This is a genomic window from Streptomyces sp. NPDC005435 (assembly GCF_040703155.1).
GTDB lineage: Bacteria > Actinomycetota > Actinomycetes > Streptomycetales > Streptomycetaceae > Streptomyces.
This window is the reverse complement of record NZ_JBEXEQ010000008.1, coordinates 98,482-124,330: the sequence shown is the minus strand read 5'-3', so window position 1 is coordinate 124,330 and position 25,849 is coordinate 98,482. Positions and strand designations below refer to the sequence as shown.

The 25,849-nt window shown below is 71.4% G+C and carries 23 protein-coding genes; 18 read left to right on the top strand and 5 right to left on the bottom strand.

All coding sequences use genetic code 11. From position 1 onward, the window contains the following. The first annotated feature begins 42 nt into the window (after positions 1 to 42). The 9 genes from AB0898_RS12275 (at position 43) to AB0898_RS12235 (ending at position 7,436) form a co-directional block, all read left to right on the top strand. Complete coding sequence (locus tag AB0898_RS12275) at positions 43 to 636, top strand: GNAT family N-acetyltransferase (RefSeq protein ID WP_366802813.1); 594 nt, start codon at positions 43 to 45, stop codon at positions 634 to 636. A gap of 96 nt (positions 637 to 732) precedes the next feature. Then, entirely contained in the window at positions 733 to 2,034 is a 1,302-nt protein-coding gene (locus AB0898_RS12270) for an alpha/beta fold hydrolase (RefSeq protein ID WP_366802812.1), read from the top strand. 32 nt (positions 2,035 to 2,066) lie between these two features. Then, a complete protein-coding gene (locus AB0898_RS12265; RefSeq protein WP_366802811.1) occupies positions 2,067 to 2,702 on the top strand; it encodes an MBL fold metallo-hydrolase in 636 nt (211 codons plus the stop codon). 119 nt (positions 2,703 to 2,821) lie between these two features. Further along, the gene (locus AB0898_RS12260) at positions 2,822 to 3,601 is read left to right on the top strand and encodes an exodeoxyribonuclease III (protein ID WP_366802810.1); all 780 of its coding nucleotides are present in this window, start codon (positions 2,822 to 2,824) and stop codon (positions 3,599 to 3,601) included. Positions 3,602 to 3,616: 15 nt separating this feature from the next. Continuing rightward, positions 3,617 to 4,036, top strand: a complete 420-nt coding sequence (locus AB0898_RS12255; RefSeq protein ID WP_366802809.1) for a DUF6278 family protein — start codon at positions 3,617 to 3,619, stop codon at positions 4,034 to 4,036. Between the two features lie 166 nt (positions 4,037 to 4,202). Beyond that, positions 4,203 to 4,946 carry an amino acid ABC transporter ATP-binding protein gene (locus tag AB0898_RS12250; protein WP_366802808.1) on the top strand — a complete coding sequence of 248 codons (744 nt, stop codon included), beginning with the start codon at positions 4,203 to 4,205 and terminating at the stop codon, positions 4,944 to 4,946. Positions 4,947 to 4,963: 17 nt separating this feature from the next. Beyond that, positions 4,964 to 5,905 carry a glutamate ABC transporter substrate-binding protein gene (locus AB0898_RS12245; RefSeq protein WP_366802807.1) on the top strand — a complete coding sequence of 314 codons (942 nt, stop codon included), beginning with the start codon at positions 4,964 to 4,966 and terminating at the stop codon, positions 5,903 to 5,905. Positions 5,906 to 5,916: 11 nt separating this feature from the next. Continuing rightward, the gene (locus AB0898_RS12240) at positions 5,917 to 6,561 is read left to right on the top strand and encodes an amino acid ABC transporter permease (protein WP_366802806.1); all 645 of its coding nucleotides are present in this window, start codon (positions 5,917 to 5,919) and stop codon (positions 6,559 to 6,561) included. Continuing rightward, a complete protein-coding gene (locus AB0898_RS12235; RefSeq protein ID WP_366802805.1) occupies positions 6,558 to 7,436 on the top strand; it encodes an amino acid ABC transporter permease in 879 nt (292 codons plus the stop codon). Before AB0898_RS12240 ends, AB0898_RS12235 begins: the two co-directional genes overlap by 4 nt. 48 nt (positions 7,437 to 7,484) lie before the next feature. Here AB0898_RS12235 and AB0898_RS12230 read toward each other — a convergent pair whose 3' ends face one another. Together AB0898_RS12230 and AB0898_RS12225 are read right to left on the bottom strand one after the other, a co-directional pair. Further along, positions 7,485 to 9,053, bottom strand: coding sequence for an alpha/beta fold hydrolase (locus AB0898_RS12230; RefSeq protein WP_366802804.1), 1,569 nt, complete (start codon positions 9,051 to 9,053; stop codon positions 7,485 to 7,487). A gap of 132 nt (positions 9,054 to 9,185) precedes the next feature. Further along, complete coding sequence (locus AB0898_RS12225) at positions 9,186 to 9,941, bottom strand: hypothetical protein (protein WP_366802803.1); 756 nt, start codon at positions 9,939 to 9,941, stop codon at positions 9,186 to 9,188. A 142-nt stretch (positions 9,942 to 10,083) separates the two neighbouring features. On the opposite strand from AB0898_RS12225, the gene ggt reads away from it, so the two are divergent. Beyond that, the gene (ggt, locus tag AB0898_RS12220; RefSeq protein ID WP_366802802.1) at positions 10,084 to 11,880 is read left to right on the top strand and encodes a gamma-glutamyltransferase; all 1,797 of its coding nucleotides are present in this window, start codon (positions 10,084 to 10,086) and stop codon (positions 11,878 to 11,880) included. Between the two features lie 20 nt (positions 11,881 to 11,900). Here ggt and AB0898_RS12215 read toward each other — a convergent pair whose 3' ends face one another. Together AB0898_RS12215 and map are read right to left on the bottom strand one after the other, a co-directional pair. Next, complete coding sequence (locus AB0898_RS12215; RefSeq protein WP_366802801.1) at positions 11,901 to 14,471, bottom strand: ATP-dependent Clp protease ATP-binding subunit; 2,571 nt, start codon at positions 14,469 to 14,471, stop codon at positions 11,901 to 11,903. Positions 14,472 to 14,706: 235 nt separating this feature from the next. Further along, complete coding sequence (map, locus tag AB0898_RS12210; protein ID WP_366802800.1) at positions 14,707 to 15,483, bottom strand: type I methionyl aminopeptidase; 777 nt, start codon at positions 15,481 to 15,483, stop codon at positions 14,707 to 14,709. Positions 15,484 to 15,507: 24 nt separating this feature from the next. Between map and AB0898_RS12205 the strand changes: the two genes are divergently transcribed. The 8 genes from AB0898_RS12205 (at position 15,508) to AB0898_RS12170 (ending at position 25,007) form a co-directional block, all read left to right on the top strand. Next, entirely contained in the window at positions 15,508 to 15,768 is a 261-nt protein-coding gene (locus AB0898_RS12205; protein ID WP_366802799.1) for a helix-turn-helix transcriptional regulator, read from the top strand. Between the two features lie 281 nt (positions 15,769 to 16,049). After that, positions 16,050 to 16,892, top strand: a complete 843-nt coding sequence (locus tag AB0898_RS12200) for a nitrilase-related carbon-nitrogen hydrolase (RefSeq protein WP_366802798.1) — start codon at positions 16,050 to 16,052, stop codon at positions 16,890 to 16,892. Positions 16,893 to 16,921: 29 nt separating this feature from the next. Further along, positions 16,922 to 18,172: an aspartate aminotransferase family protein gene (locus AB0898_RS12195; protein WP_366802955.1), complete on the top strand. Its 1,251-nt coding sequence runs from the start codon at positions 16,922 to 16,924 to the stop codon at positions 18,170 to 18,172. Positions 18,173 to 18,213: 41 nt separating this feature from the next. Next, a complete protein-coding gene (locus tag AB0898_RS12190; protein WP_366802797.1) occupies positions 18,214 to 19,794 on the top strand; it encodes a PucR family transcriptional regulator ligand-binding domain-containing protein in 1,581 nt (526 codons plus the stop codon). A 156-nt stretch (positions 19,795 to 19,950) separates the two neighbouring features. Then, positions 19,951 to 20,793 (top strand): nitrilase-related carbon-nitrogen hydrolase, encoded by an 843-nt coding sequence (locus AB0898_RS12185; protein WP_161178348.1) that lies wholly within the window; start codon positions 19,951 to 19,953, stop codon positions 20,791 to 20,793. A 45-nt stretch (positions 20,794 to 20,838) separates the two neighbouring features. Next, entirely contained in the window at positions 20,839 to 22,242 is a 1,404-nt protein-coding gene (gene hydA, locus AB0898_RS12180; protein ID WP_366802796.1) for a dihydropyrimidinase, read from the top strand. An 11-nt stretch (positions 22,243 to 22,253) separates the two neighbouring features. Further along, positions 22,254 to 23,273, top strand: coding sequence for a TIGR03842 family LLM class F420-dependent oxidoreductase (locus AB0898_RS12175; RefSeq protein ID WP_366802795.1), 1,020 nt, complete (start codon positions 22,254 to 22,256; stop codon positions 23,271 to 23,273). A gap of 207 nt (positions 23,274 to 23,480) precedes the next feature. Next, on the top strand, positions 23,481 to 25,007 hold the full coding sequence (locus AB0898_RS12170) for an NCS1 family nucleobase:cation symporter-1 (protein ID WP_366802794.1): 1,527 nt from the start codon (positions 23,481 to 23,483) through the stop codon (positions 25,005 to 25,007). Between the two features lie 59 nt (positions 25,008 to 25,066). On the opposite strand, the gene AB0898_RS12165 is transcribed toward AB0898_RS12170, so the two are convergent. After that, a complete protein-coding gene (locus tag AB0898_RS12165; protein WP_366802793.1) occupies positions 25,067 to 25,756 on the bottom strand; it encodes a hypothetical protein in 690 nt (229 codons plus the stop codon). Positions 25,757 to 25,849 lie beyond the last annotated feature (93 nt).

Below are 25,849 nucleotides of genomic sequence, written 5' to 3'. Positions count from 1 at the left end.
GGCCGGCCGGCACACGGCGAACGCCCCTACAGGAGGCCCCCGTTGCACCTGCGCGATGTCACCCCGCACGACCTCGACGCCTATCTGCGGATGCGCTGCGACCCCGTCATGATGGCCCACCTCGGCGGCCCGCTGCCCCGCGAGGGCATGGCCGACAAGGTCCGCCGGGACGTCGAGCAGGCCGCCGCCGACCGTGCCTGGATAAAGATGATCGTCCCGGACCCCGACAACCCCACCGACCCCGCTGACCCCAACGACCCCACAGGCCCCGCCCGCCGGGCCGGCGCCCCCCACCCCACCGACCCCGCCCACCCCGGAACCGTCGCCGGCACCGTCACCCTCTGGTCGCACGACACCCCCCACGGACCGATGTCCGAGATCGGGTGGATGGTGCTGCCCGAGTTCCAGGGGCAGGGACTGGCCAAACGCGCGGTCCGCGCCCTGCTCGCACAGGCCCGCGAGCAGGACCGCTGGGGCACCGTACACGCCTTCCCCGCGACGGCGAACGCGCCGTCCAACGGCATCTGCCGCTCCCTCGGCTTCCGGTTCGTCGCGGAGACCGAGGTGGACTTCGCCGGACGGACCCTGCGCGTCAACCACTGGACCGTGGACCCCCGCCGGGCGCCCCTCCCGTGAAGACCGTGTGAGGATTCCCCGCCGATCCCAGGGGACGCGCCCCCCGCACCGCCCCCCACGAAACGGGCACACCCGGCCGGCGGTTAGCGTGGTGCGGTGAGTGAGAAGAAGACCCCTGCCCTCCAGTACCGGTTCGACGGCCCCGAAGACGCCCCCGTGCTCGTGCTCGGGCCGTCCCTCGGGACGACCTGGCACATGTTCGACCGTCAGGTGCCGGAACTGGTCAAGCAGTGGCGGGTCTTCCGGTTCGACCTGCCCGGACACGGCGGCGCCCCCGCCCACCCGGCCGGTTCCGTCGGCGAGTTGGCCGACCGGCTGCTGGCCACGCTCGACGCGCTCGGCGTCCAGCGCTTCGGCTACGCGGGCTGCGCGCTCGGCGGTGCCGTCGGCCTCGAACTGGCCCTGCGCCGCCCCGAACGGCTCGCCTCGCTCGCGCTGATCGCCGCCTCGCCCCGCTTCGGCACCCCCGACGAGTTCCGCCAGCGCGGGGTGATCGTACGGACCAACGGGCTCGACCCGATCGCCCGCAGCGCGCCCGAGCGCTGGTTCACCGGCGGGTTCGCCGCCGCGCAGCCCGCCATCACCGAGTGGGCCGTGCAGATGGTGCGCACCACCGACCCCGGCTGCTACATCGCCGCCTGCGAGGCGCTGGCCGCTTTCGACGTACGCCCCGAACTGGGCCGGGTCGGCGTGCCGACCCTCGTCCTGGTCGGCTCCGAGGACCAGGTGACCGGCCCCGCCGAGGCGCGCACGCTGGTGGCCGGGGTCCCGGACGCCCGGCTCGCGGTCGTCCCCGGCGCCTCCCACCTGGTGCCGGTCGAGCAGCCCGCCGCCGTCACCGACCTGCTCGTACGCCACTTCTCCACCGCCTGGCAGCAGCCGTACGAGACCGGCCAGACGGCGCTGCCGGCCGCGCCCGCCATTCCGGCGCTCGCCCCGCCGCAGCCCGTGCCGGTCGCGCCGCTCGCCGAGATCGCCCCCGCGCCCGTCGCCGTACCGCAGGAGGCGTCCGGCGTCGCCGACCGGTACGAGACCGGGCTCAAGATCCGCCGCGAGGTGCTGGGCGACGCGCACGTGGAGGGGGTGCTCGCGGAGGCCGACGCCTTCTCCGGGGACTTCCAGGAGTTCGTCACCCGCTACGCCTGGGGCGAGATCTGGGACCGCCCCGGCCTCGACCGCAGGTCCCGCAGCTGTGTCACGCTCACCGCGCTGGTCGCGGGCGGCCACCTGGACGAGCTGGCCGTCCACACCCGCGCGGCGCTGCGCAACGGCCTGACCCCGGCCGAGATCCGGGAGGTGCTGCTCCAGGCGGCCGTGTACTGCGGTGTCCCTGCCGCCGCCGGCGCCTTCCGGGTGGCCCAGCGCGTCATCCGCGAGGAGACCACGCCCGCCGAGTGAGCGGGGCGGCCCGAGACGACAGGATGGACACCATGAGGTTCACCAAGAAGTCCCACGCGTGCGTACGCCTGGAGAAGGACGGGCGGACGCTCGTCATCGACCCCGGCGGCTTCAGCGAGAGCGACGCCGCGCTCGGCGCCGACGCGATCCTGATCACGCACGAGCACCCGGACCACTTCGACGAGGGCCGCCTGCGCACCGCCATGGAGGCCAACCCGCAGGCCGAGATCTGGACGCTGAAGTCCGTGGCGGACCAGATCGCCGCCGCCTTCCCCGGCCGCGTCCACACAGTCGGCCACGGCGACACCTTCACGGCCGAGGGCTTCGACGTCCAGGTCCACGGCGAACTCCACGCGGTCATCCACCCGGACATCCCGCGCATCACCAACGTCGGCTATCTGATCGACGACGGCAAGATCTTCCACCCCGGCGACGCCCTGGCCGTCCCCGAGCAGCCGGTGGAGACCCTGCTGGTGCCGGTCATGGCCCCCTGGAACAAGATCGCCGAAGTCATCGACTACGTCCGCGAGGTCAAGCCCCGGCGCGCCTACGACATCCACGACGCCCTGCTCACCGACCTCGCCCGCCCGATCTACGACCGCCAGATCGGCTCCCTCGCCGGTGCCGAGCACCTGCGCCTGGCCCCCGGGGACGACACCCGCCTCTGAAGTCCGCCCACGCCCGCCCACGCCCGCTCGCCCACGTCCGCCCGCGTCCGCTCGCCCACGCTCGCCCGCGCCCCTCGCCCGAAGGCCCGTTGTCACACCCGGCGGGTAGGTTGTGGAACATGCGCATCGCCACCTGGAACGTGAACTCGATCACCGCCCGTCTGCCCCGGCTGCTGGCCTGGCTGGAGAGCAGCGGCACCGACGTGCTCTGCCTCCAGGAGGCCAAGATCGCCGAGGAGCAGTTCCCGTTCGAGGCGTTGCGCGAGCTGGGCTACGAGGCGGCGGTGCACGCCACAGGCCGGTGGAACGGCGTGGCGGTGCTCTCCCGCGTCGGCATCGAGGACGTGGTCAAGGGCCTGCCCGGCGACCCGGGGTACGACGGCGCGGTGGAGCCCCGCGCCCTGTCGGCCACCTGCGGCCCGGTCCGCGTCTGGTCGGTGTACGTGCCCAACGGCCGCGAGGTGGACCACCCGCACTACGCGTACAAGCTCCAGTGGTTCGAGGCCCTGAAGGCGGCCGTCGCCGGGGACGCGGCGGGCGGCCGCCCCTTCGCGGTCCTCGGGGACTACAACGTGGCGCCGACGGACGACGACGTCTACGACCGCGCCGCCTTCGAGGGCGCCACCCATGTCACCCCCGCCGAGCGCGCCGCCCTCGCCTCCCTGCGCGAGACCGGCCTGACGGACGTGGTCCCGCGCCCGCTGAAGTACGACAAGCCCTTCACGTACTGGGACTACCGCCAGCTCTGCTTCCCGAAGAACCGCGGCATGCGCATCGACCTGGTCTACGGCAACGAACCCTTCGCCGGAGCCGTCAAGGACGCCTACGTGGACCGCGAGGAGCGCAAGGGAAAGGGCGCGTCGGATCACGCGCCCGTGGTGGTCGACCTCGACGTGTGATGCCACGCTGGGGAGATGAACATTCCGTTCCTGGGGGCCCGGCACCGCGGCAGCGGTGACGTGGCGCCGCCGGCCGACCCCGAGGCCATCGCCGCGCTGCTCTCCGAGTGCGAGCTGCTGCGCTCCCAGGCGGAGGAGGCGGGCGTCCGCCTCGACGACACCCCGGCCTCCCTGGAGGCCCTGGACCAGCTGCTCCCGCGCTGGCGCGACGACGCCGAGCTGCTGCCCTGGCTGGGCAACGACGCCGGGCTCTATCTGGGCACCGTCGTCCTGCGCACCGTACCCGGCGCGGCCTGGCACCTCCGTGAGGACGGCGAGCCCGTGCTGCGGCTCGCCTCCGGACGGGAGGCGGAGGTCGTGGAGTGCGGCCGCGAGTGGGCCGCCGGCGGCGTCCCCGAGCTGTCCCAGCTGTACGCGGAGCTGTCGGAGACCTGAACCCCGCCCCGGCCGCCGGCCGCGAAGCACCCCTCAGCCGGGGGAGTAAATACGGCTAATGCCCGAAAGGCGCGTGTCGTCCATCCGTGTAGCGGCTAGCTGGATAGTTTGCGGCCAGCACGACCACGGCTGAGTACGACACGGCTGAGAGTGAGTAGGGCTGCGGATGGCCGTCGATCCGTTGATCGAACTGCGCGACGTCAACAAGTACTACGGGGATCTGCACGTCCTCCAGGACATCGACCTCACGGTGGGCAAGGGGGAGGTGGTCGTGGTCATCGGCCCCTCGGGGTCGGGCAAGTCGACGCTGTGCCGCACGATCAACCGGCTGGAGACCGTCGAGTCCGGGACCATCACCCTGGACGGTGAGCCGCTGCCGCAGGAGGGCCGGGCGCTGGCCCGGCTGCGGGCCGAGGTCGGCATGGTCTTCCAGTCGTTCAACCTCTTCGCGCACAAGACCGTCCTGGAGAACGTCTCCCTCGCGCAGATCAAGGTGCGCGGCCGCAAGAAGGGTGACGCCGAGCGCCGCTCGCGCGAACTCCTGGACCGGGTCGGCCTGCTGGCCCACGCCGACAAGTTCCCGGCGCAGCTCTCCGGCGGCCAGCAGCAGCGCGTGGCCATCGCCCGCGCCCTCGCCATGGACCCCAAGGCCCTGCTCTTCGACGAGCCCACCTCCGCCCTCGACCCCGAGATGATCAACGAGGTGCTGGAGGTCATGCAGCAGCTGGCCCGCGAGGGCATGACCATGATCGTCGTCACCCACGAGATGGGCTTCGCCCGCTCCGCCGCCAACCGGGTCGTCTTCATGGCCGACGGCCGGATCGTGGAGGACCGCACCCCGGAGGAGTTCTTCACCGCCCCGCGCAGCGAGCGCGCCAAGGACTTCCTGTCCAAGATCCTCAAACACTGACCGGGGGAGTGCGTCCCATGTCCCGCGCCACCCGTGCCGCCCGCGCGCCCCGCGCCCGGCTGCTGTCCGTCCTGCCCGCGCTGCTCGCCCTGCTGGCCCCGCTCGCCGGCTGCGGCAAGGACGGCAGCCCGCCGGCCAAGGGCCCCGCCCCCGAGCGGCTCCCGCACTACGCGGTCGACCACAACTTCACCCTGCCCGGCTCCCCGACCTGGCGGCGGGCCAAGAAGCGCGGCCACTTCGTCGTCGGCGCCAAGGAGGACCAGCCCTACCTCGGCGAGAAGGACCCGGCCACCGGCGTCTACTCGGGCTTCGACATCGAGATCGCCAAGATGCTCTCCGCCTCCCTGGGCTTCCCCGGCGACAGCGTCCGCTTCCGCACCATCGCCTCCGCCAACCGCGAGACGGCCCTGCAGAACGGCCAGATCGATTTCTACGTCGGCACCTACACCATCAACGCCAACCGCAAGAAGCTGGTGGGCTTCGCGGGCCCGTACTACATGGCGGGCCAGTCCCTGCTGGTCCGCAAGGACACCGACGACATCCACGGGCCGCAGGACCTCGACGGCAAACGCGTGTGCTCGGCGGCCGGTTCGACGCCGTACCAGCGCATCAAGGACGACTACCCGAAGGCGATCCTCGTCGCCTACGACACCTACTCGGTGTGCGTCGACAACCTGCTCACCTATCAGGTCGACGCGGTCACCACCGACGACGCGATCCTCATCGGGTACGCGGCCAAGGCCCCCGATGAACTCAAGGTCGTGGGAAGGCCGTTCTCCAAGGAGCCCTACGGCATCGGCGTCCCGCACGGCGACAACGCCCTGCGCTTCGCCCTCGACGACGCCCTCGCCGCCCGGGAGAAGAACGGCGACTGGAAGAGGGCGTACGACGCGACACTCGGCCTGTCCGGCGTGCCCGCACCGAAACCTCCGCCGATCGACCGCTATCCGGCGAGCTGACCGAGGACGGCATGAACGTACTGACAGACAACTTCGCCGTCTACGGCGAGGGTTTCCTCGGCACGGTCGAACTGACCGTCTACGCCTCCTTGCTGGCGCTCGCGCTGGGCTTCCTGATGGCGTCCTTCCGGGTCGCGCCGGTGGCCTCGCTGCGGGTCTTCGGCACCGCGTGGGTTACCGTGCTGCGCAACACCCCGCTCACCCTGCTGTTCTTCGCGGTGCTGCTCGGACTGCCCCGCTTCGGACTCGTGCTGCCCTTCCAGGCGTTCGCGGTCATCGCGCTCGGCTGCTACACCTCGGCGTTCATCTGCGAGGCGCTGCGCTCCGGCATCAACACCGTGCCCCGGGGGCAGGGGGAGGCCGCCCGCAGCCTCGGCATGACGTTCTCGCAGACCCTGAGCGTGGTCGTGCTGCCGCAGGCCTTCCGCTCGGTGATCCCGCCCGTCGGCTCGACCCTGATCGCGCTCGCCAAGAACTCGGCCATCGCGGGCGCCTTCAGCGTCACCGAACTCCTCGGCACCTACAAGACACTGAGCGAGCTGGGCTACAACATCGTCTGGATCTTCGTCTGGATCGCGGTGGGCTATCTCATCATCACCCTCGCGATCAGCGCCCTGTTCCACTTCCTGGAGCGCAAGTGGGGGGTCGCCCGATGACCGGCACCACCGCCCTGTACGACGTCCCCGGCCCCGGCACCCGGCGCCGCCACGCCCTCTACGCCGTCCTCTCCACGGCCGTGCTGCTCGGCCTGGTCGCCTGGGTGCTGTATCTCCTGTTCGCCACCGACCAGTTCACCTACACCAAGTGGATGCCCTTCGAGTACAAGGGCATCCAGGAACTGCTGCTGCGCGGCCTCGGCAACACCCTCAAGGCGTTCGCCATGGCGGCCGTGCTCTCCCTCGCGCTCGGCGGGGTGCTGGCCGTCGGACGGCTCTCCGATCACCGCCCGGTGCGCTGGCTGGCGACGCTCGTCGTGGAGTTCTTCCGCGCGATGCCCGTCCTGGTCATGATCTTCTTCATCTTCGTGGCGCTCAAGGTGCAGGCGCTGCCCGCGCTCGTCGCCGGACTGACCCTCTACAACGGCTCGGTGCTCGCCGAGGTCTTCCGCTCCGGCGTCAACGCCGTCGAACGCGGCCAGCGCGAGGCCGCGTTCGCGCTCGGCATGCGGAAAACCCAGGTCATGACCTACGTCCTCGTACCGCAGGCGGTGCGGGCCATGTTGCCAGCGATCATCAGCCAGTTGGTGGTCGCGCTGAAGGACACCTCGCTCGGCTTCCTCATCACCTACGAGGAGTTCCTCCACGCCGGGAAGCTCATCGCCTCGAACCTCGACTACGATTTGCCGTTCATCCCCGTGGTGATGGTGATCTCGCCTATCTACATCGGGATGTGCATGTTGCTCTCGTGGTTCGCCGGCTGGGTGGCCCGCCGGGAGCAGCGCAGTCCCAAGACCGAGGCCGTGGCGGTCGCCGAGGCCGGTCCTGGGACACTGCTGCCCGGTGGGGAGCCACCCACGGCGCCGAAGCCGTGAAGGGGGCGGCAGGACAACGGGCCATGCTCGTCCGGCGGCAGCCGGAGATCACTGCTCGCGCAGGGGCACCGACACGTACGACGGGTCGGCCGCCGGCGAGGAGAAGGTCAGCTGCGCGCCGGACGGGTTGTGCTCGATGTAGAGCGGGTCGACCGTGTCCACGACCAGCGCGAGCCGGTGCCCGGACGGCACGTCGTACGCCGTCGAGAACAGCTCCAGGTCCACGCCGAACGGCTTGCCCGGTGTCTGCCCGTGCCAGGTCAGCGGGGCGTGCGTGACCAGCTTGCCGATGCCGAGCGGGCCCACGTCGTACAGGTAGGCCACCAGGGTGCCGCTCTCGGCGGTCGGGGTCAGCGTGGTGTGCAGCCTGGCGGTGCCGCGTACGCGCTGTGGGGCCGCGTAGCGCTCCGACTGCCACACGGCCGCCCAGCGGCGCGGCAGCAGCGGGATGGAGGCCATCGGGGGCAGCTTGGCGAACTGGTCCAGGGCGCCGGAGAGCAGCACGACACCGCCGTCCGCGCCGGAGTCGACGTTCGCGTGGATGGTCGTGGTGCCGGTGAGGGCGAGCTTGCGTTCGGTGGCGGCGACCGACTTCCAGTCCGGGTAGCCCTCGTAGCCGGCCGCGTCGCGGGACTCCAGCTGGACGGGCTGCTCGCGGTCGATGCCGTTGTCCACACCGCGCAGATAGTGGTCGAACCAGCGCGCGGTGTCCGTCCACACGTCGTTGGGCAGCCCGAACAGGCCGGTCAGCTCCGGGGTGGCGTGGTCGCCGGGGCGCAGCTCCAGGCGCTTGGGGCCGGTCAGCTTCTCGTAGAAGCCGGCGTACTGGTTGACCGGGAAGACCGAGTCGTTCCAGGCGCCCGCGAGGAGGACGGCGGGCTTGCTCTTGTTGAGCCGGTCCAGGTAGGAGGCGGCCGAGCGCCGGTCGCCCCACGCGGTCAGCTCGTCCTCCTTGGCGAGGTCGGAGGCGTAGAAGCTGTCGAAGATCCCGCGCAGCTCGGGGCCCTCGCGGCCGGTGACCAGGCCCGCGCCGTCCAGCAGCGCGCCCGCCTGGACGTGCTGGGTGCGGCCGGAGTAGATCGAGCCGATGAGGTCGGCCCAGCCGCTGAGCGCCGCGACGGCCTTGACGCGGGGGTCGTGGGCGGCGGCGAGCAGGCTGATGCCGGCGCCGTAGGAGACGCCCGCCATGCCGACGCGGCCGGGGTCGGCGGGGGTGTTGGCCAGCGCCCAGTCGATCACCTTGGAGGCGTCCGCGAGGTCGGGCGGCCCGGCCACCTCGATCTCGCCGCCGGACTGCCAGAAGCCGCGCACGTTGTAGGTGAGGACCACATAGCCGGACTCGGCGAGCTTGCGGGCCTGGGCGAGGTACTGCACCTGGGGCAGGCCCCAGCTGGTGGGGAGCACGAGGAGCGGGTGGCGGCCGGTGGCGGTGGCGCCGGGGGGTGTGACGACGTTCGCCTTGAGGACGGTGCCGCCGTCGCCGGGAATGTCGACGAAACGTACGGAGGGAGCGGCCGCCTGGGCCGCCGGGGCCAGTCCGACGAGGGCCCCGGCGGCCAGTGCCGCCGATACGGTGCCGACGGCGCAGGTGCGCAGGGTGCGGTGGGGGGATTGCATGGGTCACTCCTGACGCGTGCCAGTGCAAAGTGACCCGAGGGTAGTGGGCGGTTGTCAACTCAAGTAACCCGTCGGTAAGTTACGTACGGGTAAAGGTTGTCGGGCGTGACTGTTGAATACCGGCGGTGAGCGCTACGACGCCTGCGGTGCCGGCCGCGCCTCTTCCTCCGTCACCGGGAACGGCGCCTGCGCGGCCCGTGTCACATCGGCGACCAGCTCCACCAGATCCGGGCCGTACGCCTGGGAGTTGACCACCTTCAGCAGCAGCACGAACGGGCCGTTGCCGTGCTTGCGCGCCAACCGCGGGTGATTGCGGGCCAGATAGCGCGTCGCGGCCTGGTTGGTGATGGCCCGCTGCCCGCAGAACAGGAACACCGGACGCGTCTCGCGCCCCGCCGTCACCTTGGCGAGCAGCACGTACTCGGTCGTGCCCGGCTCCATCCGGTAGGTCTCCGAACCGATGCGGAACGCCCCCCGGTTGGGCCCCTTCTCCTTCTCCGTGTTGACCCGGATGCCGGGCAGCAGGGCCGTCATATGGGCCTGCATCCGCCGGTTGGACGCCGGTCCGCCCACACAGAACTCGGTGCGCTCCCCGAACCCCTGATGGGTCGCGTCCTGCGTCACCACCTGGAAGTTCGCCCCGCACTCCTTGATCAGCGCGGACAGTTCGAGCAGGGCGAACACGTCGAAGCGGTGCACCGCGGGCTCCGTGGCCGCCGGGTCGCGGTTGACGACGAGCAGGGACTCCGCGTTCTCCGGCAGCCCGAAGAACGCCTGCTTGCGCCGCAGCCTGCGCCGCCACAGATAGGTGCGGGCCAGCCAGCCGAGCGCCGCGCTGACGCCGGTGCCTATGACACCCAGGACGATGTTCCGTACGTCGTCGTTCATGGGCGCGCATGCTATCGGGCCCCGGTCCCCGCCTCGTACCGGCGTTCGGTCTGTGGCGGTCGTGTGACAGGAGACCGAGGCGTACTGTCGAGACATCCCCGATCCGGTTACGCTGCGCGGACGTCACCCCCGGGAGGTACGCATGGCACGTCCTGGCACGCGCGGGCTCGCGGTGGCCGCCGTCTCGGCCGCCGTCCTGACGACGGTGGCCGCGGGGCCGCCGCACCCGGGAGGACAGCCCGCCAAGACCCCCGTCGCCGTCGGCTACGGCGGCGCGGTCGCCAGTGTGGACGCCGACGCCACCGCCGCGGGCATCGAGGTGCTGAGGAAGGGCGGCAACGCGGTGGACGCGGCCGTCGCCACCGCCGCCGCGCTCGGCGTCACCGAGCCCTACTCGGCGGGCATCGGCGGAGGCGGCTACTTCGTCTACTACGACGCCAAGTCCCGTACGGTGCACACGATCGACGGCCGCGAGACCGCACCGCTCACCGCGAAGAGCGACCTCTTCCAGGAGAACGGCAAGCCGCTCGCCTTCGCGGACGCCGTCAGCAGCGGGCTGAGCGTGGGTACGCCCGGCACGCCCGCCACCTGGAGCACCGCGCTGGACAAGTGGGGCACCCGGCCCCTGTCGAACGTGCTCCGGCCCGCCGAGCGCATCGCCCGCGACGGCTTCACCGTGGACTCCACCTTCCGCTCGCAGACCTCCGACAACGAGACGCGGTTCCGCTACTTCCCGGACACCGCCAGGCTGTTCCTGCCCGGCGGTCGACTGCCGGTCGTGGGCTCGACGTTCAAGAACCCCGAACTGGCGCGCACATACCAGGAATTGGGGCGCAAGGGAGTCGGCGCGGTCTACAACGGCGACCTCGGACGGGACATCGTCTCGACCGTCAACAAGCCGCCCGTGGACCCCGCTTCGGGCTGGAAGGCACGTCCGGGCAAGCTGTCCGCGAAGGACCTCGCCGCCTACCGTGCCAAGCCGCAGAGCCCGACGGAGACCGGGTACCGGGGCCTGAAGGTGTACTCCATCGCACCCTCCTCCTCCGGCGGCACCACCGTCGGCGAAGCCCTCAACATCCTGGAGAACACCGACCTTTCGCGCGCGAGTGAGGTGCGCTACCTCCACCGCTTCATCGAGGCCAGCCGGATCGCGTTCGCCGACCGGGGGCGCTGGGTGGGCGACCCGAGCTTCGAGAACGTGCCCACCAAGGAGCTGCTCTCCCAGCGGTACGCCGACTCGCGCGCCTGCCTGATCAAGGACACGTCGGTCCTCACCAGCCCGCTCGCCCCCGGCGACCCGCGCCACCCCGCCGCCTGCGGCAAGGGCGGCAAGGCCGCGCCGACGACCTACGAGGGCGAGAACACCACCCACCTCACCACCGCCGACAAGTGGGGCAACGTCGTCTCCTACACGCTCACCATCGAGCAGACCGGCGGCAGCGGCATCACCGTGCCCGGCCGGGGCTTCCTGCTCAACAACGAGCTGACCGACTTCTCCTTCGCCCCCGCCGACCCGGCCGTCCACGACCCCAACCTGCCCGGCCCCGGCAAGCGGCCGCGCTCCTCCATCTCCCCGACGATCGTGCTCGACCGGCACGACCGTCCCGTGGTCGCCCTCGGCTCGCCCGGCGGCGCCACCATCATCACCACCGTGCTCCAGACCCTCACCGAGTTCGTGGACCGGGGCCTCCCCCTGGTCGACGCCATCGCCGCCCCACGCGCCAGCCAGCGCAACGCCGCCCAGACCGAACTCGAACCGGCCCTCTACAACAGCCCGTTGAAGGCCCGGCTCGAAGACATCGGGCACAGCTTCAAGCTCAACCCGGAGATCGGCGCGGCCACCGGCGTGCAACGGCTGCCGGACGGACGCTGGCTGGCCGCCGCCGAGAAGGTACGGCGCGGTGGCGGCTCGGCGATGGTGGTGCATCCGGCGCCCTGACGCCAGGTCCGGCCCGCCCCTTACGACGCGGCGGGCCGGACCTGCTCTGCCTCCGGGATCTCCTCGACGCGGAAGTCCAGCCCGTCGGCGTTCGTGTCCACCGTCACCCGGCCGCCCTCGGCCACCGTGCCCCTGAGCAGCAGCCGGGACAGCTGGTTGTCGACCTCGCGCTGGATGGTGCGGCGCAGCGGACGGGCGCCGTACTCGGGCTGGTAGCCGCGTTCGGCCAGCCAGTCCACGGCCGCGTCGGTGAAGTCGACCGTGACGTCCCGGGCGCGGGCCAGTTCGCGGGTGCTCTCCAGCAACAGGTCGGTGATGCGCCGCAGTTGCTCACCGGTGAGCTGCCGGAAGACCACGATCTCGTCGATGCGGTTGAGGAACTCCGGCCGGAAGTGCTCGCGCAGCGGCCGCAGGATCTGCTCGCGCCGCGCCTCCTCGTCGGCGTCCTGCCCGCCGGGCCCGAAGCCGATCGAGGCACCGCGCCGGGTGATGACGTCGGAACCGAGGTTGCTGGTCATCACGATCACCGTGTTGGTGAAGTCGACCGTACGCCCCTGAGCATCCGTCAGGCGCCCGTCGTCCAGCACCTGGAGCAGGATGTTGAACACGTCCGGGTGGGCCTTCTCCACCTCGTCCAGGAGCAGCAGCGAGTACGGATGCCTGCGCACCACCTCGGTGAGCTGCCCCGCCTCCTCGTGCCCCACATAGCCGGGCGGCGCCCCGATCAGCCGGGAGACGGTGTGCCGCTCCTGGTACTCGCTCATGTCGAGGCGGACCATCCGGTCCTCGCTGCCGAACAGGTCCTCCGCCAGCGCCCGCGCCAGCTCGGTCTTGCCGACGCCGGTCGGACCGAGGAACAGGAAGCTGCCGATCGGCCGGTCCGGGCTGGCGAGCCCCGCGCGCGAACGCAGCACCGCGTCGGCCACCACCCGTACCGCCTCGTCCTGGCCGACCACCCGCTGGTGCAGATGGTCCTCCAGACCCAGCAGCCGTTCCTTCTCCTCCTGGGTCAGCCGGCTCACCGGGACACCGGTCTGCCGCGAGACCACCTCGGCGATGGCCTCCGCCGTGACCTCCAGGTTCTGGCCCTCGTCCGCCTCGCCGTCGTCACTGGCCGCGATGCGCTCCTTCAGCTCCACGATCCGGTCGCGCAGCCGGGTCGCCTCCTCGTACTGCTCGCTCGCGACCGCCTGGTCCTTGTCCCGGGCCAGCTGCTCGGCCTCGCGCTCCATCGCGCGCACGTCCGTGCCCTTGGTCCGCGCGCCCAGCCGCACCCGGGCGCCCGCCTGGTCGATGAGGTCGATCGCCTTGTCCGGCAGCCGCCGGTCGGTGAGATAGCGGTCCGACAGCTCCACGGCCGCCGACAGCGCCTCGTCGGTGTAGCGCACCTGGTGGTGGGCCTCGTAGCGGTCACGCAGCCCGCGCAGGATCTCCAGCGCGTCCTCCGGCGTCGGCTCCGGCACCAGGATCGGCTGGAAACGCCGGGCCAGCGCCGCGTCCTTCTCGATCCGCCGGAACTCCTCCAGCGTGGTCGCGCCCACGATGTGCAGCTCGCCCCGGGCCAGCGCGGGCTTGAGGATGTTGCCCGCGTCCAGCGCGCCGCCCTCGCCGCTCGTGCCCGCGCCGACCACCGTGTGCAGCTCGTCGATGAACACGACCAGCTGATCGGAGTGGGCGCGGATCTCCTGCACGATGTTGTTCAGACGTTCCTCGAAGTCGCCCCGGAAACGGGTGCCCGCGACCACCGCCGTCAGGTCCAGCGCGACCACCCGGCGCCCCTCCAGACCCTCCGGCACGTCACCGTCCGCGATGCGCTGCGCCAGCCCCTCCACGACCGCCGTCTTGCCGACCCCCGCGTCACCGATCAGCACCGGGTTGTTCTTGCCGCGCCGGGACAGCACCTCGATGGTCTGCTCGATCTCCTTCTCCCGCCCGATCACCGGGTCGATACGGCCCTGCCGGGCCAGCTCGGTCAGATCGCGGCCGTACTTGTCGAGCGTCGGCGTACCGGTCGGCTGCGGGCGCTCCACCCGCACCTGCGTGGGGCCGCCCTCCGGCGGCGGGGGCGGCAGCGGGCCCGCGCGGAACCGGGCCGCGTTCAGGATGTGCCCGGCCGCCGAGTCGGGGTTCGCGGCCAGCGCGCTGAGCACGTGCTCCGGGCCGATGTAGCCGGCGCCGGTCGACCTCGCCATGTCGTGCGCGTCGAGCAGCGCCCGCTTGACCGCGGGCGTCAGGGACAGCGCCGTCGGCGGCACCTTGCCCTGCGGGTGCTGGGAGGGGCCCGCGCGGCCGTCTATCTCCGTCGCCAGCGAGTCCGGGTCCGCGCCCGAGCGCGTGAGCAGGCTCCGGGTCGGCTCGCTGGACAGGGCGGCGCGCAGCAGATGCTGGGTGTCCAGGTCCCGGCTGCCGTGCTCGGCGGCGTACTGCGCGGCCCCTCTGACCAGCTCACGGGCCGGCTGGCTGAGCAGGCGGCCGATGTCGATGGGGCGGGGGCCGGGCTGTCCCGGGGCGCCGGGGGCTCCGCCGAAGTAGCGGGAGAAGAGTTCCCCGAAGGGGTCGCCCTCGGGGGGACCGGTGTAACCGCTGGTCATCGTTTCCGTCCTTCGCCGGCAGTGTGCGGAGAGGCCGGGGGCCACTTCTGCCAACTCTGGCACGTCGTTCTCCGAGTGGCACCTGCGGGCGGCTGCGGCGGGGGGTGGTGCGGGTTGTCTGCCGGGTGCGGGTCGTGGTGGGTTCTCGCGCCGTTCCCCGCGCCCCTTTGGAGTGGCTTGGGGCGGCTTTTGAGTGCGGATCGTCGTGGTTGCTCGCGCCGTTCCCCGCGCCCCTTCAGGCCGGCTGTCGCGAGGTCAGGATTCGGGGACCCTCTGGCGTGATCGCCACCGTGTGTTCCGCGTGGGCTGCTCGGGAGCCGTCCGAGGTGCGGAGGGTCCAGCCGTCCTCCGCTTCGTAGTACGCGTCCTTGCCGCTCGCGATCAGCATCGGTTCGATCGCGAGGACCATGCCGGGGCGGAGGGGGAGGCCGCGGGCGGCGCGGCCCTCGTTGGGGACCTCGGGGTCCTCGTGCATGCGGCGGCCGATGCCGTGGCCGCCGAAGCCGGCGGGGATGCCGTAGCCGGCCCGGCGGCAGGTGCGGCCGACGGCGTGCGCGATGTCGCCGATGCGGTTGCCGACGACGGCCGCCTCGATGCCCGCGGCCAGCGCGCGCTCGGCGGTCTCGATCAGGCGCAGGTCCGCCGGGTCGGGACGGCCGACCACGAAGCTGAGCGCGGAGTCGCCGGCCCAGCCGTCGAGGACGGCCCCGCAGTCCACGGAGAGCAGATCGCCGTCGCGCAGCCGGTACGCGGTCGGGATGCCGTGCACGATCGCGTCGTTCACCGAGGCGCAGATCACGGCCGGGAACGGGGTCGGCGCGAAGGAGGGGCGGTAGCCGAGGAAGGGGGAGGTCGCGCCCGCCTCGCGCAGCACCTCGCGGGCGACCTCGTCCAGCTCCAGCAGACTCACACCGATCCCGGCGGCCTGTCGTACGGCCGTCAGGGCGCGGCCGACGACCTGGCCCGCCGCGTGCATCGCGTCGATGGACGCGTCCGTCTTGAGTTCCATCATGCCAATTACTATACCGGTATTAGAATGGGTGTCATGGTGCGTACCCCCCTCACCCCAGAAGAGCGCGAACGCGGCGAACGGCTCGGCGCGCTGCTGCGCGAGGCCCGTGGCCCCCGGAGCATGACCGAGGTCGCGGCGGCGGCCGGGGTCTCCGCCGAGACGCTCCGCAAGATCGAGACCGGCCGGGCGCCCACGCCCGCCTTCTTCACCGTGGCCGCCCTCGCCGGGGCGCTCGGCCTCTCCATGGACGAGCTGGCGGCGCTCTGCGCCCTCGCGAACGCCTGAAGCGGCGCCTGGCGTGGCGCCTGGTGGGGCGCATGACGCGGTGCCTGGTGGGGCGCCTGACGCGGCGCCTGACACCGGCCGCAAACCGCGCGTAGCCGGGCCGTAACACCCCTGGTGTTGGCTACACCCGCGCACTCACCCACCGGAGTGTGAATCGGGACCGGCTCAGCGGGTTGTCGACGATGGTCTTGGCAAGGGCGTCCAGGAGGCTTACTTTCGTCCCTCTACGGGCCGTTTCTACGGGCGTGGAGGGCTCGGACGCCGCGTCGAAGGAGCAGCTCATGGCCAACGTCGTACGTGCCGCACTGGTGCAGGCCACCTGGACCGGCGACACCGAGTCCATGATCGCGAAGCACGAGGAGCACGCCCGCGAGGCCGCGCGTCAGGGCGCGAGGATCATCGGCTTCCAGGAAGTCTTCAACGCCCCGTACTTCTGCCAGGTCCAGGAGCCCGAGCACTACCGCTGGGCGGAACCGGTCCCCGACGGTCCGACCGTGACGCGGATGAGGGAGCTGGCCCGCGAGACCGGCATGGTGATCGTCGCCCCCGTCTTCGAGACCGACGGCTCCGGCTTCTACTACAACACCGCCGCCGTGATCGACGCCGACGGCAGCTACCTCGGCAAGTACCGCAAGCACCACATCCCCCAGGTCAAGGGCTTCTGGGAGAAGTACTACTTCAAACCCGGCAACCTCGGCTGGCCCGTCTTCGACACCGCCGTCGGCAAGGTCGGCGTCTACATCTGCTACGACCGCCACTTCCCCGAGGGCTGGCGCGAACTGGGCCTCAAGGGCGCCCAGTTGGTCTACAACCCCTCCGCCACGCATCGTGGACTCTCCTCCCACCTCTGGCAGTTGGAGCAGCCGGCGGCCGCCGTCGCCAACGAGTACTTCGTCGCCGCGATCAACCGCGTCGGCCAGGAGGAGTACGGGGACAACGACTTCTACGGCACCTCGTACTTCGTGGACCCGCGCGGACAGTTCGTCGGCGACCCGGCCGACGACAAGAGCGAGGAACTCCTCGTCCGGGACCTGGACTTCGATCTCATCGAAGAGGTACGCCAGCAGTGGGCGTTCTACCGCGACCGGCGCCCCGACGCCTACGAAGGGCTGGTGCGGCCGTGAACGACCTCTTCGCCCGCCACCGCCGGGTCATGCCCGACTGGCTCGCCCTCTACTACGACGACCCGCTGGAGATCACCCACGGCGAGGGCCGCCACGTCTGGGACGCCCAGGGCAACCGCTACCTCGACTTCTTCGGCGGCATCCTCACCACCATGACCGCGCACGCCCTGCCCGAGGTCACCAAGGCGGTCGGTGAGCAGGCGGGGCGGATCATCCACTCCTCGACCCTGTACCTGAACCGCCCCATGGTCGAACTGGCCGAGCGCATCGCCCAGTTGAGCGGCATCCCGAACGCCCGGGTCTTCTTCACCACCTCCGGCACCGAGGCCAACGACACCGCGATGCTGCTCGCCACCGCCTACCGGCAGGGCAACACCGTCCTGGCGATGCGCAACAGCTACCACGGCCGCTCCTTCGGCGCCGTCGGCATCACCGGCAACCGCACCTGGTCCACGACCTCCCTCTCCCCGCTCCAGACCGTCTACGTCCACGGCGCCGTCCGCACCCGGGGGCCGTACGCCACCCTGGACGACCGCGCGTTCATCGACGCCTGCGTGGCCGACCTGCGCGACCTCATCGGCCAGGGCCGCACCCCGGTCGCGCTGATCGCCGAACCCATCCAGGGCGTAGGGGGGTTCACCTCGCCGCCCGACGGGCTGTACGCGGCCTTCCGCGAAGTCCTCGACGAGCACGGCATCCTGTGGATCTCCGACGAGGTGCAGACCGGCTGGGGCCGCACCGGCGACCATTTCTGGGGCTGGCAGGCGCACGACCGCAACGGACCGCCGGACATCGTCACCTTCGCCAAGGGCATCGGCAACGGCATGTCCATCGGCGGGGTGATCGCGCCGGCCGAGATCATGAACTGCCTGGACGCCCACAGCATTTCCACCTTCGGCGGCACCCAGATCACCATGGCCGCGGGGCTCGCCAACCTCACGTACCACCTGGAGCACGACCTCCAGGGCAACGCCCGCCGCGTCGGCGGACTCCTCCTGGAGCGGCTGCGCGCCGTCGCCGCCCGGCTGCCCGGCGTCCGCGAGGTGCGCGGGCGCGGCCTGATGATCGGCGTCGAACTGGTCCGGCCCGGCACCGACGAGGCCGACCCCGCGGCGGCCGCCACCGTCCTGGAGTCCGCCCGCTCCGGCGGACTGCTCGTCGGCAAGGGCGGCGGCCACGACACCAGCGTCCTGCGCGTCGCCCCGCCGCTCTCCCTCACCGTCGCGGAGGCGGAGGAGGGCGCGGACATCCTTGAGGACGCGCTGCGGAGCACGTACTGAGAGCGCGCTGAGGAGCCCGTACGAGAGACGAGGTACCGCCCATGACCACCACCTCGGAGTCCTGGCACCCGGCCGCGCCCTCCGGCGGACCGGCGCTGTCCGTCCGGCAGGTGCTCACCCTGGAACGCGTGCTCGCCGGGGAGCCCGAGGTGGTGGCCGGGGCCGGACAGCTCGACCGCGCGGTGCGCTGGGTGCACGTCGCCGAGGCCGCCGACGTGGGGGTCATGCTCAGCGGCGGCGAGATGGTCCTCACCACCGGCGTGCTCCTCGCGGGCGACGAGGCCAAACAGGCCGCCTACATCCGCTCCCTGCACCACGCGGACGCCGCCGCCGTGGTCCTCGGCCTCGGCCGCGCCTTCCCCGCACCGCCCGAGACGATGTGCCGCACCGCCGAACGGTACGGACTGCCCATGGTCGTCCTGCACCGGCCCTTCCCCTTCGCGGAGCTGACCGAAGAGGTTCAATCACGGCTCGTACGGCGGAAGTTCGCCGCCGTCAGCCTCTCCGACGCCGTACGCACCGGGCTCACCGCGCTCATCACCGCCGGGGCCCCGCTGCAGCGCCTGCTGGACGAGATCGCCCGGCACAGCGGCTGTCCGGTCGTCGTCACCAACCTCGCCCACCGCGTCCTCGCCACGGCGGGGGAGCGGTCCGCCGTGGACGACGTGCTGCGCGACTGGGAGCGCATCGCCCGGCAGGCGGGAGGCAGCGAGGGCGACGGCTGGGTCCGCGCCGAACTCGGCGGCCGGGGCGAGCGCTGGGGACGGCTGCTGCTGTGCGGCTACCGGGGCGACGCGGCCACCGGACGGCTGCTCGCCGACCGCGCCGCAGAGGCCCTGGTCCTGCACCGGATGCTCGGCGGCGGCTCCACCGCGAGCTGGGAGGAACAGTCCGCGCGCGGCCTGCTCACCGACCTCGCCTCCGGCACCGTACCCGCCCGCCACCTGCTACCCCGGGCCCGCGCCGCCGGGCTGCCGGTCGGCCGGCGCACCTTCGTCCCGCTCGTCGTCCCCGGCGCCGAACCCGCCCTGCTGGACCGGGTGTTGCGCACCCTCGGCCTGGCCGGACTGGTGGCCGAACTCGGGGACGGCGCCACCGCCGCCCTGCTCAGCCTCGCCCACGACCAGGACGCCGAGGCCCTCACCGCCCGCTTCGCGGCCCGGCTGCGCACCACCGAGCCGGACCTCTCCGTCGCCGCCGCCGAACCCCGCGAGACCTGGGACGACGTACCCGCCGGACTGCGCGAGGCCCGGCATGTCGCGGACGCCCTCGCGGGCGCCGACGCCGCTCTGGACCGGCCGCCCGTCGTACGGCTGCGGGACGTCCATCTGCGCGGCCTGGTACGGCTGTTGCGCGACGATCCGCAGGTGCAGTCCTTCGCGGAACGGGAGCTGGACGGCCTGCTGTGCGCCGAGGGCGGCGAACTGCTGAACGTGCTGCGCACCTACCTCGCGACCGGCCGCAACAAGTCCCGCACCGCCCAGCTCCACCACGTCTCCCGACCCGCCCTGTACCGCCGGCTGGAGGCGATACAGACGCGCCTCGGCATCGACCTCGACGACTTCGAGCAGGCGGCCTCGGTGCACATCGCCCTGCTCGCCCACGACGCGCAACGCCCCTGAAACACGCCACGACCTGGGAAAACGGCGCTGAAACATGGCCCGGCCGACTCGTGACACGGTGACACGGCCGACCCCCGCACACGTGACACCCTGCCACTCAAAACCGGCCACCCGCCCTTCCTAGGCTCACCCTCACATCGAGCTACGGAGGTCCCGATGAGCCGAGTGATCCGCGCCGCCCTCTTCCAGACGGCCTGGACGGGCGACAAGGAGTCCATGATCCAGGTGCACGAGCAGGCGGCCCGCGACGCCGCCGCCCAGGGCGCCCAAGTCCTCTGCTTCCAGGAGCTGTTCTACGGCCCCTACTTCTGCCAGGTCCAGGACAAGGCGTTCTACGAGTACGCCGAGCAGATCCCCGAGGGCCCCACCGTCCGCCGCTTCCAGGCGCTGGCGAAGGAGCTGGGTATCGTCCTCGTCCTTCCGATGTACGAGGAGGAGCAGCCCGGCGTCCTCTACAACACCGCCGCCGTGATCGACGCCGACGGCTCCTACCTCGGCAAGTACCGCAAGACCCACATCCCGCAGGTCCAGGGATTCTGGGAGAAGTTCTACTTCCGCCCGGGCAACAGCGGCTGGCCCGTCTTCGACACCGCCGTCGGCCGCATCGGCGTCTACATCTGCTACGACCGCCACTTCCCGGAGGGCTGGCGCGCGCTGGGCCTCGCCGGAGCCGAGATCGTCTTCAACCCGTCGGCCACCTCGCGCGGACTCTCCCGCTACCTCTGGCAGTTGGAGCAGCCGGCGGCCGCCGTCGCCAACGAGTACTTCGTCGGCGCCATCAACCGCGTCGGCGTCGAGGACCTCGGCGACAACGACTTCTACGGCACGACGTACTTCGTGGACCCCGAGGCCCAGTTCGTCGGCGAGGTCGCCAGCGACAAGGAGACCGAACTCGTCGTCCGCGACCTCGACATGGCGAAGCTGCGCGAGGTGCGGGACCGCTGGCAGTTCTACCGCGACCGCGAGCCGAACGCGTACGGCCCGCTGACGGCGCCGTAACCAACAGGTCCTGTCCACAAGGCCGTTCGATCCAGGAGTAGGAGCATGGGCACCCGTACCCTCATCCGCAACGGTCTCGTCATCACCGCCTCCGACGAGATCCACGCCGACGTACTGATCGAGGACGGCCGAATCGCCGCTCTCGCGGCAACCGGCACCCCCGCCGCCGAAGCCTTCAGCGCGGAAACCGTCATCGACGCGACAGGGAAGTACGTCATCCCCGGCGGCGTCGACGGCCACACCCACATGGAGATGCCGTTCGGCGGCACGTACGCCGCCGACACCTTCGAGACCGGCACCCGGGCCGCCGCCTGGGGCGGCACCACGACCATCGTGGACTTCGCCATCCAGAACGTCGGCGGCTCCCTGCGCGAGGGCCTGGACGCCTGGCACCAGAAGGCGGAGGGCAACTGCGCGATCGACTACGGCTTCCACATGATCGTCTCCGATGTGAACCAGGAGACGCTGAAGGAGATGGACCTGCTGGTGGAGGAGGGGGTGACCTCCTTCAAGCAGTTCATGGCCTACCCGGGCGTGTTCTACTCGGATGACGGCCAGATCCTGCGCGCCATGCAGCGCGCCGCCGAGAACGGCGGGCTGATCATGATGCACGCCGAGAACGGCATCGCCATCGACGTCCTGGTCGAACAGGCCCTCGCGCGCGGCGAGACCGACCCCCGCTATCACGGTGAGGTCCGCAAGGCCCTCCTGGAGGCCGAGGCCACCCATCGCGCGATCAAGCTCGCCCAGGTCGCCGGCGCCCCGCTCTACGTCGTGCACGTCTCCGCACAGGAGGCCGTCGCCGAGCTGACCCGCGCCCGCGACGAGGGGCTGAACGTCTTCGGCGAGACGTGCCCGCAGTACCTGTTCCTGTCCACCGACAACCTCGCGGAGCCGGACTTCGAGGGCGCCAAGTACGTGTGCAGCACGCCGCTTCGCCCTCAGGAGCACCAGGCCGCCCTGTGGCGGGGGCTGCGCACCAACGACCTCCAGGTGGTCTCCACCGACCACTGCCCGTTCTGCTTCTCGGGCCAGAAGGAGCTGGGCCGGGGCGACTTCTCCAAGATCCCGAACGGCATGCCGGGCGTGGAGAACCGCATGGACCTGCTCCACCAGGCCGTGGTCGAGGGACACATCTCGCGCCGCCGCTGGATCGAGATCGCCTGCGCCACCCCGGCCCGCATGTTCGGCATGTACCCGAAGAAGGGCACCATCGCGCCCGGCGCCGACGCCGACGTGGTGATCTACGACCCGCACGCCGAGCAGGTCATCTCCGCCGAGACCCACCACATGAACGTCGACTACTCGGCGTACGAGGGCCGGCGGATCACCGGCCGGGTCGAGACCGTGCTGTCGCGCGGTGTGCCGGTGATCACCGAGCGGGAGTACACCGGTCACGCCGGGCACGGCGTCTACACCCCGCGCTCCACCTGTCAGTACCTCAACTAGGAGTGGCGCCCATGGACTTCGGACTAGTCCTGCAGACCGACCCGCCCGCCTCCCGCGTCGTCGACCTCATGAAGCGCGCGGAGGACAACGGCTTCACGTACGGCTGGACCTTCGACTCCGCCGTGCTCTGGCAGGAGCCGTTCGTCATCTACAGCCAGATCCTCGCGAACACCGAGCGGCTGACCGTCGGGCCCATGGTCACCAACCCCGGCACCCGCACCTGGGAGGTCACCGCCTCCACCTTCGCGACCCTGAACGACATGTTCGGCAACCGCACGGTGTGCGGGATCGGCCGGGGCGACTCCGCGATGCGCGTCGCCGGCCGCAAGCCCAACACGCTCGCCCGGATCAGCGAGGCCATGAAGGTCATCCGCGCCCTCGGCCGGGGCGAGGAGGCCGACCTCGGCGGCACTGTCGTCCGCTTCCCGTGGACCAAGCCGGACGCCCAACTCCCGGTCTGGATGGCCGCGTACGGCCCCAAGGCGCTGAAGATGACCGGTGAGGAGGCCGACGGCTTCATCCTCCAGCTCGCCGACCTGTACCTCACCGAGTACATGGTGAAGGCCGTCAAGGACGCCGCCGTCGCCGCGGGCCGTGACCCGTCCGAGGTCACCATCTGCGTGGCCGCCCCCGCCTACGTCACCGAGGACGACTCGCCCGAGGCGCTCGCCCACGCCCGCGACCAGTGCCGCTGGTTCGGCGGCATGGTCGGCAACCATGTGGCCGACCTCGTCGCCAAGTACGGCGAGCACTCGGGCCAAGTGCCCGACGAACTCACCGAGTACATCAAGTCCCGCGAGGGCTACGACTACGCCCACCACGGGCGCAGCGGCAACCCCGACACCCAGTTCGTGCCCGACGAGATCGTGGACCGCTTCTGCCTCATCGGCCCCGTCGAGAAGCACATCGAGAAGCTGGCCGCGCTGCGCGCGCTGGGCGTCGACCAGTTCGCCGTCTACGACATGCACGACGCGCAGGAGGCGACCATCGACGCCTACGGCGCGAAGGTCATCCCGGCGCTCAACGCCTGACCGGCCGCGGCCCGGCTGCCCGCGCGCAGCCGCCCTGCCCGCTCGCGGCCGGCCCGACCGCCCGCAGTCGGATCGAACTCCCCCTCCCCGCAGATCCCTTGCGTGGGAGGGGGCCGGACGCCCGTACGGAACCTACGGACGCACCCCCCAATCGGCGCCACCCGCACGGCCTGTCCCGTCGTCCCACTCATCCGATTGGCCTGTCCCATGACCGACACCGCTCCCACCGCCTCGCCGCCGACCGCCCAAGTCACCCTCCCCGACGGCCGGGTGGAGATCCCCGCCGGGGCTCCGCAGCCCAGCGGCCGCTTCGCCAACGAGGACCTGCTCCCCGTCCCGGTCGCGGGGCGCACCTGGACCACGTACAACTTCTCCGCGCTGTGGGTCGGCATGGCCCACAACACCGCCTCCTGGACGCTCGCTTCGGGGCTCATCGCGGTCGGCATGGACTGGAAGCAGGCGGTGTTCACCATCGCCCTGGCCAACCTGGTCGTCCTCGTGCCGATGCTGCTCACCGGGCACGCCGGACCCAAGTACGGCATCCCCTTCCCGGTCTTCGCCCGCGCCTCCTTCGGTATACGCGGCGCCAACCTCCCCGCCGTCGTACGGGCGTTGGTGGCCTGCGGCTGGTTCGGCATCCAGACCTGGATCGGCGGCGAGGCGATCTACTTCCTCGCGGGCAAGCTCATCGGCGACAGCTGGTCCAACGCCTCGCACATCGGCGGCTACGCCTGGACCATGTGGCTGTCCTTCGCGCTCTTCTGGGTGCTCCAAGTCGCCATCATCGTCCGGGGGATGGAGACGATCCGCCGGTTCGAGAACTGGGCCGCGCCCTTCGTCCTGGTCGGCGCCTTCGTGATGCTGTGGTGGATGAGCGTCAAGGCCGGCGGCGTCGGCCCGCTCTTCGACCAGCCCTCCAGGCTGGGCTGGGGCGGCGACTTCTGGAAGCTGTTCTGGCCCTCCCTGATGGGCATGATCGGCTTCTGGTCGACGCTCTCCCTGAACATCCCCGACTTCACGCGCTACGGCCGCAGCCAGCGCGCCCAGACCTACGGCCAGGCCCTCGGACTGCCCACCACCATGACCCTGTTCGCGTTCCTGTCGGTCCTTGTCACCTCCGGCTCGCAGGCGGTCTACGGCAAGCCGGTCTGGGATCCGGTCCAGCTGGCCGCCAAGACCGACAACGTGGTGGGCCTGATCTACGCCCTGGTCACCGTGCTGGTCGCGACCCTCTCGGTGAACATCGCGGCCAACCTGGTCTCCCCGGCCTTCGACTTCTCCAACATCGCGCCCCGCAAGGTGAGTTTCCGCACCGGCGCGCTGATCACCGCCGTCCTCGCGGTGCTCATCTTCCCGTGGCGGTTGTACTCCGACCCGCAGGGCTACATCTTCACCTGGCTCGGCCTGGTCGGCGGCCTGCTCGGCACGGTCGCGGGCATCCTGATCGCCGACTACTGGCTGGTGCGCCGCACGCGCCTCGATCTGACCGACCTCTACCGCGAGGGCGGACGGTACTGGTACTCCGGCGGCTGGAACTGGCGCGCGGTGGTGGCCTTCGTGGTCGGCGGTGTCCTCGCCGTCGGGGGCGCCGACTTCCACCCGCTGATCGACGGCCGCCCCGTCCCGTTCCTCAGGCCGCTCGCGGACTACGGCTGGGCGGTGGGCCTGGGCACGTCGCTGGTGCTGTACCTGGCGCTGACGGCGGCGACGGCACGCAAGGAGACTGCCGCGTAAGGAAAGTGATGTCCAGTCACCCCTGACTTCTCCCCGTGAGGAGCCGGGGGTGACGGCTGTCAGCCGGACTTGCCCGCGCTGCTCCGCAGGCTCGCCATCGCGGCCTTCGCCGCCTTGATGGCGCCCTTGTTGATCTCGTCGGTGGCGGGTGCCTTCTTGTTCTCGAAGTCACTGCCGCTGTAGGTGATGACCACCAGGGCGTTGGACGCGCGGGCCATCACCAGGCCCTCGCGGGTCTGCTGCTTGTCCTCGGTGGTGAGGTTGACGACCGAGTAGCCGCCGTCCCCGAGGCCGGGGACCGGGCCGCCGCCGCTCTTCTCGGTCACCCGCTGCTGGTACTCCTTGGTCGCCGCCTCGTCGGACGCGGTGACCTCGTAGGAGACGTCGAGCCAGCGGTAGTCGAAGCCCTTGAGGGCGTTCCAGGAGCAGGTGCGGCGCAGCTTGGAGTCGGTGGAGGGGATCTCCTTGCCCGCCGTCTTGGCCCCGGGGACAAGGGACTTGATGGTGTCGACGGGCACACCGGTGCACGGCGCGGGCGCCGCCGCGTAGGTCTTCACCGCCGGGGCGGACGACGCGGCGCCACCACCACCGTCGGAGGAGGCGGCCGGCGCGGTGTCCTGCCCGGCGGAGTTGTGCTCGGCGGCGGCGGGCGTGGCCGGCCCGGAGGACAGGGTCCAGCCCACGCAGGCCAGCACGACGACGGGAGACAGACGTGCGGTGAGGGCGAGCGGCAGAGGAAGGGATCGCACGGCGCACTTCTCGTGGGGGAGGGGGTGCGGAAGAGGTCCGCAGGGTGGACGTGGGACGACAGTCTCACACGACTGCTCCCGGCACGGAAGGGC